The 15,541-nt window shown below is 35.4% G+C and carries 8 protein-coding genes; 1 reads left to right on the forward strand and 7 read right to left on the reverse strand.

Going from position 1 to position 15,541, the window contains the following annotated elements; all coding sequences use genetic code 11:
• Positions 1–25 precede the first annotated feature (25 nt).
• From GON26_RS07220 to GON26_RS07245, 6 genes are all read right to left on the reverse strand, one after another.
• Entirely contained in the window at positions 26–1,048 is a 1,023-nt protein-coding gene (locus GON26_RS07220; RefSeq protein ID WP_160374070.1) for a glycoside hydrolase family 43 protein, read from the reverse strand.
• A gap of 197 nt (positions 1,049–1,245) precedes the next feature.
• Positions 1,246–2,994, reverse strand: coding sequence for a sugar-binding protein (locus GON26_RS07225; protein WP_160374072.1), 1,749 nt, complete (start codon positions 2,992–2,994; stop codon positions 1,246–1,248).
• On the reverse strand, positions 2,994–4,040 hold the full coding sequence (locus tag GON26_RS07230; protein ID WP_202110848.1) for a glycoside hydrolase family 43 protein: 1,047 nt from the start codon (positions 4,038–4,040) through the stop codon (positions 2,994–2,996). The genes GON26_RS07225 and GON26_RS07230 overlap by 1 nt, the downstream gene beginning before the upstream one ends.
• A gap of 303 nt (positions 4,041–4,343) precedes the next feature.
• Positions 4,344–5,519, reverse strand: a complete 1,176-nt coding sequence (locus GON26_RS07235) for a glycoside hydrolase 5 family protein (protein ID WP_160374074.1) — start codon at positions 5,517–5,519, stop codon at positions 4,344–4,346.
• An 81-nt stretch (positions 5,520–5,600) separates the two neighbouring features.
• Positions 5,601–7,127 (reverse strand): RagB/SusD family nutrient uptake outer membrane protein, encoded by a 1,527-nt coding sequence (locus GON26_RS07240; RefSeq protein WP_160374075.1) that lies wholly within the window; start codon positions 7,125–7,127, stop codon positions 5,601–5,603.
• Between the two features lie 17 nt (positions 7,128–7,144).
• Positions 7,145–10,153 carry a SusC/RagA family TonB-linked outer membrane protein gene (locus GON26_RS07245; protein WP_160374077.1) on the reverse strand — a complete coding sequence of 1,003 codons (3,009 nt, stop codon included), beginning with the start codon at positions 10,151–10,153 and terminating at the stop codon, positions 7,145–7,147.
• Positions 10,154–10,545: 392 nt separating this feature from the next.
• Here GON26_RS07245 and GON26_RS07250 point away from each other — a divergent pair, with 392 nt between their 5' ends.
• Positions 10,546–14,496 (forward strand): hybrid sensor histidine kinase/response regulator transcription factor, encoded by a 3,951-nt coding sequence (locus GON26_RS07250; RefSeq protein WP_160374079.1) that lies wholly within the window; start codon positions 10,546–10,548, stop codon positions 14,494–14,496.
• A gap of 39 nt (positions 14,497–14,535) precedes the next feature.
• On the opposite strand, the gene GON26_RS07255 is transcribed toward GON26_RS07250, so the two are convergent.
• Positions 14,536–15,450: an EamA family transporter gene (locus GON26_RS07255; RefSeq protein WP_160374080.1), complete on the reverse strand. Its 915-nt coding sequence runs from the start codon at positions 15,448–15,450 to the stop codon at positions 14,536–14,538.
• Positions 15,451–15,541 lie beyond the last annotated feature (91 nt).

Here is a 15,541-nt window from a genome sequence, read left to right on the forward strand (position 1 = left end):
TCTATTTTTAAGATTTAAATTTTATTTATTCCGCAGGAATGGCAAGTTTTTCCGATTCGCTAACTGGCTCCCCCAGAACAGGCAAACCATTGGCATCCCAAGTAATTCTTTGCATCCTTGGTGACCTTTTATTGCCGCAGCCTTCACCCGGATTCGAATTGGCGTGATACAAAATCCAGTCTTCTTTTCCGTTAGGAGATTTAAAAAACGAATTGTGTCCAGGCGCATAAACTCTATTTTCAGCAGATTGTTTAAACAAAGGCAAATCTGCTTTTTGCCACGAATTTGCATCCAATAAATCATCTCTTCCCTGAAAAGTCAGCAATCCCAAAGCATAATAATCTGTCCAGCAGCCGCTTGCTGAAAATACAATAAAAATTTTATCGCCATTGGCCAAAAACTGTGGTCCCTCATTCACATTAACCTGTGGCGGGTTATTCGCATCAAATAAAGCCCCATGTGTTTCCCAATCGTGTGTTGGAGCAGAAATCTGTACTCTGTCGCCTTCAATTTCCAGTGGATTTTTCATTTTGGCGATATAAATATTTTGCTGTCCGTTTGCATCTCCTTCCCATCCGGCCCAAATCATGTACAATTGCTTTTTGTATTCGAAAACATTTCCGTCAATAGCCCATTTATCGGTTTTTGCGGCTATTTTTCCTTTAAATTCCCAATTGCCTTTAAAAGGATCTTTCGATTTATTTTCAAGTGCATACATACGATGTGTGCTGTTATTACCATTATCAGCTGCAAAATAAGCGTACCATTTTCCTCTAATAAAATGAAACTCCGGAGCCCAGATACCTGACGAATAATCGGTTCCTTTTGGAGCTTCCCAGATTACTTTGCTTTCGGCATTTTTTAAATCGGCCAGACTTTTGGTTTTCCATAATACCAATCGGTTTTGCAGGGTGTTCGTGTAGTAATAATAGCCTTTGTAGTAGGTACTGTACGGATCTGCACCAGAAGGTAAAATCGGATTTGAGAATGTTTTTTCCTGTGCGTAACTTACTGCAACCAGTAAAAACAATATGAAGTATTTTTTCATTTGAAATAATGTTTATTAGTTTTTATCTAATCCTTCATTAGTTAGTGATTAGAAGAGATTTTAATCCAAAAAAAAGCAAATCGAGTTCAGCTTCCTAAATAAATTACCAGACTGTACGCCCATACAGCCTGGTAATTGCAAAACTAACTTAACTAACCACTTTTCATGAGCTTAGAGACTCATATTTGTTTATATTTTTAATTTTTTAATCTTAATGTTGACCATGAGTAAGGTTTATCTGAAGCATTTGGTGCGATACCTTCCAGATAAGTGCTTGTTCCTCTTTCCCTAAGTTCTGCCTGATACCCAATTCTGGTTTGCTTTGCCGGCATTCCGCCCAGAGAAGTCCATGAAATTTTAGCTTCTATCAAATAACCGTCAGCAGTTTTTATGGTTTTCACCAAAGCATCTTTTGGATTTTCGATTTTCTTCCAACTACTATTTTGGCCTTCATACATAGTGAAAGCGGATTGCCCTAGTTCCATTTTAAAAATTGATTTCCCCGGTGCTACCAGATTTTTATTCTTTGGATCCAAATATAAATTCATCCCGTCGCTTTCTGCAACATTGTTGCTATTAACAATTTGATTGTCTTTCACCTTAGCAAAAACATACAAAAATTCAGCATCGTAAGAGAAATTTGCCTGTAATTTCGTGGCCGTTTTTTGACCAATAAAAATGGGTAAATCGCTTTTCCAGGCCGTTTCATTTGCTTGACCGTCAATAATTGCAGTTTCTTTCGAAGCATTGATTTCAGGTATAACATGACCTTTTATCATCCAGACTTGAGAGGCATTCGCAAACTGATTGGTTGTTGCAACAGCAATAACGGTATCATCATCTAAGACCGAAATACTATTCCATAAAGCAGATTTTCCATTAGAAAGAATAAATGGTGTCGATTTTCTGTTGAAATCCCGCGCCTGATCGTTACCTATAACCACTTTCATATCTGCATTATCAAGATCGTTTGTACCTCTGTTTTCTGTTCCCTGATACGACATCAAAACTTCACCTGTGCTTAATTGCGCTAAATACGGAGCACCGGCATAAACAGCATTATTTATTTGTTCCTGCAACGCATAAGCCCTGTTAGGACTGCTTCCTGAAACCGTTTGCTGCCAGTTCTCTGCAATTGAGTTGCGAATTGTATAAGGCTTAAATTGATTGTTGGTACCATTATCTTCAATAGAAAAAACGATATCTGACTGATTTTTCAATAAAATCGGCGATGCCATTCCGTCTCTTTGTCCCGCTCTGAAACTTGCAATTTCAGGAGTCGCTGACCATGTTAATCCATTATCTGATGAACGAAGAAGTGAAATATTCTGCTCGTTTGAGTTGCGATATACATTTTCATTAGAAAAAAATAATTGTATTTCTCCACCTGGAAGCTGGATTGCCGAAGGCTCCCAACAGCCATTTTCGAACTCTGAAGCTGCTTCATAGATTATTTGATTTTCTTTCCATGTTGTTCCTCCATCGTAACTTTTGATGGTATTTATCGAAAATTTATCTGCTGTACCAGCTCCAGGTCTTGGATTGTAGCATATCAAAATGGAATTGTCTTTTAATTGAATAATATCCGGAGTTGTCATATTCACCCCCGTTTTTCCTGAAACAACCTGTATGGGGTTGCCCCAGGTACTGCCGAAATCAGTACTTATTTTAATCAAAATAGAGCCTGCAGATTCATACGTACAAATTAATTTTTTATCATTTAATTGAATGATTCTCGCATATCCATTATACGCTGTGCTGTTTTTATCCGAAATTTGAGTTAAAGAACTATAATCCCACGCAATTCTGATGCCTTCTATTGCAGGTTTGGATGCAATTTCCTGTTCAATTGGGTCTTCCTGCTCTACCGCATCGTCTGATGAATCGCTGCAGGATAGCAATGGAATGAGGATTGCTCCCAGAAACAAATAGTGTATATTTTTCATTATTGTTTTTTTGGATTAGCTTCAGTTTTGGTTAAACCAAATTTATTTACCAAACTGTCATACTCTTTTTTAGAAATCGTAATCATACAGCCGTGGCGCACTTTTTCAGGAAAACTGTATTTATCCCAATCGCTGAAAAAAGTATAACCAGAAGCCTGATACCAAGGCCCGTTTAAATTATCAGCAATTGATAAACCATACGAAACTCCCGGATATTGTTCGTAATACATATACCAGATTTTGTCATCTGGCGAAGGCACTAACATTGGTGCTTCCCTAAAATTGGGACTGATAGATTGCTGGGGTAAAGAATAAGGTCCTAAAAGTGATTTCGATTTGGCAATACGGATGGTTTTTCCTGTTGTCCAGTATAATGTTGGATAGGTTTCATCTTTTATAATGGCATAATATGAATCGTCAATTTTTCGGATAAAAACATCAATAGTCCCCATATCCCAATCAAAAAGGCGTTTTGGAGTTCCTTCGAAAGTTTTTAAATCTTTTGATAAAACATACAACGTTCGCTGGCTCGCCCAATAACGCTCCGGATCTTCCTTAGAACCTTCCTGATGCGGTGTATGCCAGGTCATAATAAACTTTTCCGAATCTTTATCGTAGTATAATTTTGGTGCGCCAATTCGTTGCAAAGCGTTACTATAATCCGGAGTGCTTTTTAAATCAGGTGTGTAATCGGAGTGTTTTTTCCAGCTGATTAAATCATCCGAAACCCAAATATTAATGGCTTTTGCATCGTCGCCCGTATTTCCGGCAATGTAATATTTTCCGTCAGGCCCTTTGCAAATGTCCGGATGACCTTTATAATCCTCAAAAACCCTTTTACCATCGTTTAAATTGTTCCAATGCAACCCATCAAGACTAACAGAATAATATAATCTTCCGTAGTCGTTATGGGTCATGTGGGCAAATAAATAGGCCTCATTGGTGGCTTTTGCGTTGCCTTTTACCTGTCCTGGTGGATCTGGCTGCTGTGCATTTGCTGAAAACCCAACCCACAATATTCCTAGAAAAACAAGTTGTCTTATCATGTTTATTGGTTTTAAATTAATGTAATGTGCCTCAATTAGATAATTTGTCAATTAGATAATTAGATAATGCCTTAAAACTTATAAATAGTTATCAAATTTTTTTTGCCACAGATTAAAGGATTAAAAATGATTTTTTTTCGCCACGAATTCACGAATAATTGCGCATAATAATTCATGAAAATTCGTGAATTCGTGGCTATTTTATAAGTAAACAAATCCCTTAAACCTGTGAAATCTGTGACAAAAAATAATTTTCTAATTTTCTAATTTTCTAATTATCTAATTCTCTAATTATCTAATTATCTAATTCTTCTTATTTGCTTCTGAAGTCAGTTTCTTAATCAAATCTGTTTCAGCTTTTATGTAAGGCGTTCCATCATTGTTAAATACTTCGTGAAACCATACTTTTGGTGCCGCGTCATACTTTTTAGTCCAGCTATCCCAGGCATATTTCGTTTGGGATTTTCCGTCAACTAATCCCCAGTTGATCATGGCTACGTTGTATTTTCTGGCCACTGGCAAAAAGCCTTCGAAAGTACTTCCGTTTGGTCTGGCCATGTATTCGGTACACAATAACGGTTTTCCGTAGCGCTGCAATTGTTTGATTACTTTTTCGAAATCCTGCGGTGTGTTGTAGTTATGAAACGAAATAACATCTGATTGTGCAATTTGCAATTTGTGCATCGGCTGCATTTTGGCTTCATCGCTCCAATCTCCCATCCAGACTCCAGAAGTCAATGGCTGCGAAGGATTACTTTCTCTCGCCCAAACAAAAACTTTAGGAAGAAGTGACAAAACTAAATCTACTTTGTTTTTAATTTCTATCGCTTCATAAGAAGGACCTGTCATATTATCCGGCTCATTCCAAACATCCCAACCTAAAACACGTTGATCATCTTTGAATTTCGAAACCGTTTCGCGAACATATTTCTCTAAACGAGGATATTCTTTCTCATCTTGTAATACTTTTTGTCCCGGACTTTGTACCCAGCCCGAATTATGCGTATGTGGTTTTGGCGCACGCTGTTTTCCTAATGCCGGAAAAGGATCCCAACAAGAATCAAACAATACAAAAAGAATTTTGATATGGTGTTTTTCGGCTATGCCTAAAAAAGTATCCATACGTTCGTAAAGTCCTGCTGCATCCTGCTTGTGCAACAAATCGTGAAGGTAAACACGCATTACATTCATTCCGATACCTTCGGCCCAGCCTAGCTCCTGATCGATTCTTTTTGGATCAAAACTTTCTGCCTGCCACATTTCCAACTGATTGATAGCAGTGCTCGGATTGTAATTGGCTCCTACCATCCACGGTTGATTAGCGTACCATTGATTGGCTTCGTCTTTTGTCCAGATTTCTCTTTTTTCGACTACTGTTGTCTCTTTTTTATTTTCTTCAGCGTTGTTTTTTGTTTTATTACAACTTAACAATAACATTCCTGCTAACACGAATGTCAGGCATAATTTTATCTTTTTCATTTATCGGTTTTCTTAAATAGAACAAAGGTTCCTGGTGATTAAGGGAATTAGTCTTCAACTAATTCCCTTAAAAAAATTATTTTAATATTCTGGGTGCTGCTCTAAGTTTGGATTATTATTCGCATCATTTTGAGGAATAGGCAATCTGTGATTTTTACCTACTACAAAGTTGTTGAAATCAGGATCACGAAGTGCTATTTTATCAACAGCTGCCTGAGAATTTAAATCTCCCCAACGCTTCAAATCTTCCCAACGAACGCTTTCTCCAGCTAATTCTAAAACTCTTTCTGTTTTTAGACGCTCTAAAAATTTATCGTGGTCGTTTCCTATTTCAGGATGCGCTGTTGCCAAAGTATTCATATTGACACGCGCTCTCACCATATCTACATATTGATAAGCTGCGGCAGTATTTCCTGTTTCGTTTAAAACCTCAGCGTAACGCAATAAAATATCAGCATAACGAATTAGTCTGTAGTTTACCTGGCTGTAATAATCTTCGTTATCTCTGTAATAATCACGGCTTCCTTTTCTGAACCAGGCTTCGTTATTATTCCATTCCCAGTTTCTTCCGTAGGTTTTATCTCCAAAATCAGCCAATAAATCAGGATAATACAAAGTCCATCTTAAACGGGTATCCAGGTTTCCATCTTTATTTTTTTCTTGTTTAAAAGCATCGATTAACCAAAAACGTGCTTGACCATCAGACCATCCAATTCCTCTTGGAGCAAAAAACTGACCACGATTACTAGAAACCGCAGCGTTTTGATCTTCTCCTGTCCCTCCTTTTCTTTGATCTCCAAACTGAATTTCGAAAACGGATTCGTTATTATTTTCATTCGTATCAGTAAAATTGTCTCTGTAATTAGACACTAAACTATATTTTGCACCTGGACCTGTGATTAAATATTCTAAAGCAGTTTTGGCTTCAGGCCATTTGTGTTGCTGCATGTATAATTTTGCTAAAAACGCTTTTGCTGCCCCTTTATCTGGCCTTCCTGTCTGATCATCTCCCCATGATGGAGGTAAATCAGTAAACGCTTCGTTCAAATCTTTCTCGATTTGAGCATAAACTTCGGTAACATTTACCTGAGCAGGATTATCTGTTGTTTTTGATGGTTCTAAAACCAATGGAATATCTTCCCAAAGAATCGCTGCATAGTAGTAATGTAATGCTCTAAAAAACTTAGCCTGCGCTATAATTTTCTTTTTATCCTCTTCATTCTGAAAAGTAATATTCGGAACATTTGCCAAAACCTGATTACATCTAAAAATGGCTTTATAAGTATCTCTCCAGGTTACTACGTTTCCTTCCCAGAAATTATAATTGACATAATTGAATCTTGTCCAGTCTGCCAATTCTGTCCATGGGCTCACACTATATCCTTCGTCAGAAGTTAAGTCCAGACGGAAATAAATCCATCTTGCCCACAAACCATCTTTATAAAACATGGCATAAATGGAGTTTACACCTGCTTGTGCATCACTTTCTGTTTTCCAATATTGATCTTCTGTTAAATCATTTGGGCTGTTCTGATCCAATTCATTTTCGCAAGATGATGCAAAAAAGAGACCTAGAAAAACTACGGTTATTATGATTATTTTTTTCATTATGCTATTTTTTAAAATTAAAAGGCAAATTCAACACCAAATGAATAGGTTTTAAGATTCGGGAATGCACCAATATCAGCACCTCTTTCGAAAATATTACCGTTGCTGAACTCCGGATCTAAACCTTGGTATTTGGTAATAGTAATTACGTTTTGTGCGGACAAACTTAATCTCGCTCTTGCTATTCCAGCTTTTTCTAAAACACTTCTTGGAATATTATATCCAAATCCAATGTATTTAAGTCGGATAAAATCACCGCTTTCTAAGAAACGATCGCTGTCTCCTCTGGAGTTTAAATTGGAACCTTTTGTAATTCTAGGGAAATCTGTATTTGGATTTTCTGGTGTCCAGGGCTGTATTCCAGCTCTGTAATTACTGTTGTCATCAAAACGATCTACAGTACTTCTAAAACCGTTATAAACAGTAGCACCATGAGAAGCAATCCAGTTCATAGAAAAATCAAAACCTTTATATTCTGCTCCTGCGTTAAGACCCATTTCAAATTCTGGCCATGGACTACTTACAATCTCTTTATCATTGTTATTAATATCTCCGTCACCATTAATATCTTTAAAACGAATATCTCCTGGCACTGCATTTGGCATAATTACTTTTCCATCAGCATTTTTATAATTGTCAATTTCCTGTTGGTTCTGAAACAAACCATCTGTTTGCAAAACGTACCACATTCCTACTGCAGAACCTTCTCTGGTGATTGTATTACCAGAAAAAAACTCGTTTTGACCATTACCCAATTCTACTAATTTGTTGTTGATTTTTGTAAAATTGATGGAAGCATTAAAAGAAAAATCATTAATTTTTTTGCTGTAGGCTAATTCTAACTCAAAACCTTTATTTTCTACCGTTGCAGCGTTAGAAATAGGTTCACCACCATCGCTACCTGTCGTTAATAAAAGAGGAAAACCAAACAATACATCTTCCGTACGCGCAATAAAATAATCGGCAGTTAAGCGCAAATCATTGTTAAGCACTGCGAAATCCAGTCCGATATTGGTTTGTTTTAATTTTTCCCATCTCAAATCCTCATTTGATAATCGTACTACTGTAGCAGATGGATATAAGGATTGTGTATTTCCTAAAACAATTTGTCCAAAATTATTGATGAAACTTTTGTATTCGTAGTTTCCAATATTTCCTGAGCCTAACTCTCCGTAACTTGCTCTTAATTTTAAATCATTAATAAATTCTGACTTAAAGAAAGATTCGTTGCTAATTCTCCATCCAGCAGAAACAGAAGGGAAATTCCCCCATTTATTAGCATCGCTAAATTTTGATGATCCGTCACGTCTCATAACAGCATTAAACAAATAACGGTTATCATAATTGTACTCTAATCTTCCTAGATAAGAAGCCAAAGTTGCTTCGTTTCTAAAACCTCCAACAACTGGATTATTTCCCTGATTTAAAACATCATAATAATCTCCCGTTCCTGAATTAATTGGAACATTTAGTTTTTCACCATAAATCTGGTCATAATTGTCTTTTTGAAAAGTCTGACCCACTAAAATTGTTAGATCATGTTTACCAAATTCTTTTTTGAAAGTCAAAGTGTTTTCAAATAATTTGGTTTGCGATCTTCCTTTGTTTTGATTTATTCTTGAAGGATCTATTGGCTGATTTAAACTCCAGTTACCCACTTTTCTTAAAAAGCTATACGAGTCAACACTGGTTTCATATCCAAAATTGAAACGGTATTTTAACCAGGAAGCAAATTTCAATTCAGACCAGATATTTCCTCTTATTCTGAAATTCTCGTTGATGGTATTGGCAAAATCAGAAATTGCTAGCGGGTTGGTACCAAAAGTATCTGCAACTCCTTGTTTTCCGTAGCCATAACCACCTGGATTAGCGGCATCATAAAGCGGAATTGTAGGTGTCATTCTGTACACATCTATAATTGGATTTCCAGCCATTTCATCTGTTTTTGCATTACTGATGGCCAGATTTTCTCCAATACTGAAAATTCCTTTTGAGCCACTTGAATTTACTCGGAATGAAACTCTGTCAAAATCAGTTCCTACAACGGTTCCTTCGTTTCCAAAATAATTTCCAGACATAAAAAAGGTCGAATTATCACCTCCTCCAGAAACACTGGCATTATAATCTCTTATTAAACCCGATTTAAAAACCGCTTTCTGCCAGTCTGTATCTACGGCCATGTTTAAGTTTTGTCTAGGCAGTCCAGCATTATCATACGCCTGATTATTCAGTTTGGCAAACTCTTCGGTTCCCATTAAATCATAAGTAGGCATGCTTGTAAAACTGGTTTTTGCAGAAACTTCTACCTGAAGTGGCCCTTTTTTACCTTTTTTAGTTGTAATAATGACAACACCATTCGCGGCTCTGGATCCGTAAATTGCCGCTGCCGAAGCATCTTTTAATACCTGAATACTTTCGATATCATTCGGGTTAAAATCTCTATTGGCAGTAGTTACCAAACCATCAATTACATAAAGCGGATTGGCACTTTGAAGGTTTTTAAGTCCACGAATTTCAATATTCGCTTCCTGACCCGGTCTTCCGCCACCACGAACCTTAACACCGGTAACAAGCCCTTGCATTCCCTCCGCAACAGTGGTTACTGTTCTTTTCTGGATTTGCTCTGCTTTTACAACAGAGATGGCTCCTGTTAAATCTTTCTTTTGTTGCGAACCGTATCCTACCACAACCACTTCATTCAGTGACTTAATATCCTCTTCTAGTGTAACATTAATGGTGGTTTGATTGTTAATCGATACTTCTTTTGATTTGTAGCCTTGTGAACTGTACACCAAAACCTGATTCGATTTGGCCGCAATAGTATAACCTCCATCGAAATCGGTTACAGCACCATTGGTTGTACCTTTAATAATCACATTTGCAAAAGGAATCGATTCTCCTATTGCCGAAGTTACCTTTCCCTTAACCGTAATTTGCTGCTGCGCATACGATTGCTGAAGTAATAAACTAAAGAAAAACAAGAGGTAATATCTCTGCTTTAAAATTTGAGTGAATTTTGTTTTCATTGAGTTTTCATTTTTAGATAGTTTTATTTTTTTTTGGTTGGTTTGTAAATACAATACAAAAAATTCAGTCATCCGGAATTCGAACAAAAAAATAATTAATATTGCTCTTTAATAATAATGTGTTCATTTTAATTCAAAATTATAAAAGGTGTATTTTTTCAAAGTTTATTTTATTGATACATTATTTTTTTGTGCTAAAAATTATCAATATCATTTATTTGAAAATTCAAAGTAGGCGATTTTAATTCAAAATAAAATGATTCATTTGTGTCAATATGTCTCGCAAATGATTCAAATTGTATTAATTTCAGCTTAAAAACAAAGGCTTGCAACATTATGAACAAAATTGAGACGATTTGTAGAAACTCATTTTTACTATAAAATTTTTAACAATGCGTAAATTCTTTCTTTTTAATATTTTTTTAATTTTTTCTGTAAATTTTATTCAGGCTCAGGAATATTATTTCAAGCATTTTCAGGTCGAAGAAGGACTGTCGAACAATACCGTTATCACCTCAATTCAGGATGCAGATGGTTTTATGTGGTTTGGCACCAAAGATGGTTTGAACAGGTTCGACGGATACCGATTTAAAACCTACAGAAGCAATACCGACCCCATTCATAGCTTAGGAAGCAATTATATTCAGTCTCTGCACGAATACAAAGGAACAATTTGGGTAGGTACTGATAAAGGCTTGTATCACTACGATAAAAAACGGGACCAGTTTACTATATTAAATGAAGCTATTAATGACCGAATAAACGATATCAACCATGATAAAAAAGGAAATATCTGGTTTATTTCAGGCAATATTTTATATAAATATGCTACTGCAAAAAAAGAAACGACCACTTTTAATCCCAATAAATATTTTATAGCGACATCTATTACAAAGGATGCTAAAGGTGAAATCTGGGCTTCCTCCTTAAACAAATTATACCATTATTCTGAAGAAAGCCAATCCTTTGAAAACCTAACGCTAAATCCGCCAGCGAATAAAACCAACTTTAGAATAACCATCATTTATGCTTTAGATCAAAAAACCATTTTAATAGGCACGCAAGATCATGGTGTATTGGTCTATAATAAAGTAACAAAACAAACCTCAACATTAGAATTTACTATAAAAGAACCTGTTTTTATTCGCCAGTTCAAGAAAAAAGGAAACGAAGAACTCTGGATTGCCAGTGAATCCGGTGTTTACGTTTATAATTTAAAGACAAAAAACAGCATCAATCTTAAAAAAAATTATAATGATCCGTATGCGATTTCTGATAATGCAGCCTATTCGATAACCATTGATAAAGAAAACGGAATCTGGATCGGAACGTATTTTGGCGGTATCAATTACCATCAGAAACAATACACGCAGGTTAAAAAATATTTTCCGCAAAAAAATCAAAATTCGATTAGCGGTAGTGCCATCAGGGAAATTCACAAAGATGATTATGGTGATTTCTGGATTGGTACCGAAGATGCAGGCCTGAACAGATTTAACCCTAAAACACAAAAATTCACTTCGTATTTGCCAAACGGAAGCAAAAGTGCTGTTTCTTACTATAATATTCATGCTTTATTACCCCGAAAAAATAAAATTTGGGTAGGTACTTTTGAACATGGGCTGGATGTCCTGGACCAAAAAACCGGAAATGTCATCAAACATTATAGTGCTAATGATCCTTCCAGCGGCTTGCATAGTAATTTCATCTTTTCGTTTTATGAAACAAAAGCAAAGGAGCTTCTGGTGATTACTACATTAGGAATTTATCGCTATGATGAACAAAATGACAATTTCAAAATACTAAAAATGTTTCCGGAAACGGTACATTACACCTATTTTAAAGAAGATAGCAACGGAAATTACTGGGCCGGAAGTTATCGGGATGGTTTGTTTTTTTATAATCCAAAAACCAGAAAAAAGGAAGTTTTTCTCTTTGATTATAAAAACAAAAACGGAATCAGCAATAACTCTATCAACTCTATTTTCGAAGACAGTCACAAAAACCTTTGGATTGCTACCGAAAATGGCCTGAATCTCTTTGATAAGAAAAACAGGAGCTTCATTAAATTCACAACCAAAAAAGGATTACCAAGCAATGTTGTCTATTCTATTTTAGAAGATGACACTAAAAATTTATGGTTAACGACTTCTAAAGGACTTGTAAAGTTCAGTCCAGATCATAAAAACGTTAAAATTTTTACGACTGCCAATGGTTTACTAAGCGATCAGTTTAATTACAGTTCTGCTTTTAAAGACTCAAATGGTGATATGTATTTTGGAAATTTAAACGGAATGATCAGTTTCAATCCGAAGAATTTTACCAAAAATAAATACACGCCTTCTATTTATATTACAAGTCTGCAAATCAACAATAAAGAGGTAGATGCAAACGAAACCAACTCCCCTATTAAACAATCTATTTCGCATCTCGACGAACTGGAATTAACCAATAATCAGTCCTCGTTTAATCTGGAATTTGCTTCTTTAAATTTTACCGCTCCGGAACTAACAGAATATTGGTACAAACTCGAAAACGTAAATAAGGATTGGGTGTATCTGGAACGCAACAACAAAGTTTTCTTTACAGAACTGGCTCCCGGAGATTATGTTTTTAAAGTAAAATCATTAAATAGCTTTGGTGTCTGGAGCAAAGAAGTGAAATTAAAAATTAAAATATTGCCTCCTTTCTGGGCAAGTTCTTACGCTTATATTTTTTATTTTCTTTTGATTTGCGGGGCGTTTTATTACATCATTCGGTATTCGCAAAATCTGACTCAGATTAAAAATAACCGCAAAATAAAACATCTTAACGACGAAAAAGAAAAAGAAATCTATCAGGCCAAAATTGACTTTTTTACCAATGTTGCACACGAAATCAGAACACCGCTGACGCTAATCAAAGGTCCTTTAGAAAAGCTCTTAACCATCGAACACGTATCTCCTGAAGTGCCTCAGAATCTTTCGATTATGAAAAAAAACACTTCGAGACTACTAAAACTGGTCAACGAATTGCTGGATTTTAGAAAATCAGAAATTGGAGGTTTAAAACTTACTTTCGTAGAGGCCAATATTTCTTCTCAGGTTCGGAATTTACATTTGAGATTCAGCCAGCTGATTGAAGAAAGAGGAATTGAATTTGAACTGGAATTAGGCGAAAAAGATATTTTTGCCTTTGTAGATAAAGAAGCTTTCAAGAAAATTTTAAGTAATCTGATTAATAATGCCATTAAATATTCTAAAGATAAAGTTTCGATAGCCTTATTTCGTGATGAAAAAAAGCTAACGATAGTAGTCAAAAATGATGGAAATTTAATTCCGTATCCATTAAAAGATAAAATTTTTGAGCCTTTTTTCAGAGTTGACAATATGGATTCGACTTCTGGTACCGGAATTGGGCTTTCTTTGGCTCATTCTTTAACACAATTACACAACGGAAGTTTACAGCTGGTTGCAGATGAACAATTGAATATTTTCGAGCTTATTGTGCCTTTGCATCAGGAAGAAGAATTTATGTTTTATATCGATGCTGAAGGCGAAAAAGACCTGAAAGAAACAGAAAAAATCGAAATAGAAATCAAAAACGAGAAAACGCAGGTTCTGGTCGTGGAAGACAATGAAGATTTACTGAATTTTATTACTTCTGAGCTGACGGCTACTTATACTATACTAAAGGCCAAAAATGGCGAAGAAGCGTTAAAAATCATCCATAACGAAAATATTCAATTGGTTATTAGCGATGTACAAATGCCCATTATGGATGGTATTACGCTTTGCAAACAAATCAAAACTAATTTAGAAACCAGTCATATTCCGGTTATTTTATTAACAGCAAAAAATTCGCTTAAATCTCAGATTGACGGACTGGAAGTGGGTGCGGACGCTTATATTGCAAAACCATTTTCGATGGATTATTTAAAAGTTCAGGCGAATAATTTAATCGAAAACCGAAAACAAATCATGAATTATTATGCGAGCTCTCCGCTTTCGCACATCAAAAGTATCGCACACAATAAGACAGATGAAAAGTTTCTCAAAAAACTGGATGAAGAAATATTAAAAAACATTACCGATCCGGATTTAAGTGTAGAATCGCTGGCCGAGATAATGAACATGAGCCGATCGACTTTATACCGAAAAATAAAGGATATTTCAAATTTAAGTCCAAACGAGTTAATAAATATTGTGCGTCTCAAAAGAGCTGCTGAACTGCTATTAAACGAAAATTATAAAATGTATGAAATTGCCGAAATGGTAGGTTATAAATCGCAAACCAGCTTTGGCCGCAATTTCTTAAAACACTTTTCTATGTCTCCTTCAGATTATATTGCAGCCAATAAATAATGTATTGGCTGTAATACAATTTTGAAACAAAAAAGACTATTATTTGGCAATAGTTTCTCCTATCATTCTTTTTCTTATAGCAAAAATATGATGCGAATTAAACACTAAAACGGCCATAAATATAATACCGTAAGCCGCAATTTGCAAAGGACTTATTTTTTCGTGATAAACAAAATTAGCCAGTACAAAAGCAATCATAGGATTGATGTTTAATAACATTCCTACCGTAGAGGAATTGATTCCTGATAACGCATATAAATTTAGAAACAAAGGGATAATCGTAAAGACTATCGCGATGGTTTCAATACAAAAATAAAACTTAAACTCCGTAGGAAATGGTCCGCTGTAAGCTGGATAAAAAGGCAATAAAAACAAAGCGGCTAAAGTAATATGAAAAGTAAGCACCAGGAATTTATCAAAACCTTTATTCTCACGCTGACTCACCAGATAACAAGCATAGGTAAAACCAATAATGATACTAAAAAACATATCCATAATATCAGCGTACGACAGCAGTAAACATCCAAAAATACTTAGTCCAACTGCCATCCATTGTGTTTTTGAAAGCTTTTCATGCAACAGAAAATACGCCAGCAGCGTCGTAAGTATCGGACAAACCAAATATGCCAGTGAAGTTGCCTTAACGCTCACATGATTCATTACATAAATAAAAATAAACCAGTTTGAGGTTAAAAAAACACTTCCTCCTATATTCAGCAAAATGGTTTTCTTTTTTTTAGCTGCAGGCAGTGCCTTAAAAGTGGCTATCGTTTCCTTAATCATTTTTCTTTTAAAAGCAAAAGCAATCAGCAACATCAAAATACTACAGCTAAAAACACGAAAGAATAAAATATCTAACGAATTATAATCGTGTAAAGGTTTTAGCGCAAGGCTAAAAAATCCCCAAATAGTATAGGCTGAAATAGCGGCGAGATAATATTTTGTTGTTTTCAAAGTAGCTTTGTGTATTATAATTTGATAGGGCAAATTTCATAAAAATAAAACAGCAATACAGATACAGTTTTTGTAAATTGCACCGCAACAG

The sequence above is a fragment of the Flavobacterium hydrocarbonoxydans genome (genome assembly GCF_009789235.1).
In the GTDB taxonomy this organism is placed as follows: Bacteria; Bacteroidota; Bacteroidia; order Flavobacteriales; family Flavobacteriaceae; genus Flavobacterium; species Flavobacterium hydrocarbonoxydans.

What these genes read in the sequence shown, in the direction of transcription:
- GON26_RS07220 (WP_160374070.1), bottom strand. Translation starts at nt 1,048, where the DNA reads ATGAAAAAATACTTCATATTGTTTTTACTGGTTGCAGTAAGTTACGCA.
- GON26_RS07225 (WP_160374072.1), bottom strand. Translation starts at nt 2,994, where the DNA reads ATGAAAAATATACACTATTTGTTTCTGGGAGCAATCCTCATTCCATTG.
- GON26_RS07230 (WP_202110848.1), bottom strand. Translation starts at nt 4,040, where the DNA reads ATGATAAGACAACTTGTTTTTCTAGGAATATTGTGGGTTGGGTTTTCA.
- GON26_RS07235 (WP_160374074.1), bottom strand. Translation starts at nt 5,519, where the DNA reads ATGAAAAAGATAAAATTATGCCTGACATTCGTGTTAGCAGGAATGTTA.
- GON26_RS07240 (WP_160374075.1), bottom strand. Translation starts at nt 7,127, where the DNA reads ATGAAAAAAATAATCATAATAACCGTAGTTTTTCTAGGTCTCTTTTTT.
- GON26_RS07245 (WP_160374077.1), bottom strand. Translation starts at nt 10,153, where the DNA reads ATGAAAACAAAATTCACTCAAATTTTAAAGCAGAGATATTACCTCTTG.
- GON26_RS07250 (WP_160374079.1), top strand. Translation starts at nt 10,546, where the DNA reads ATGCGTAAATTCTTTCTTTTTAATATTTTTTTAATTTTTTCTGTAAAT.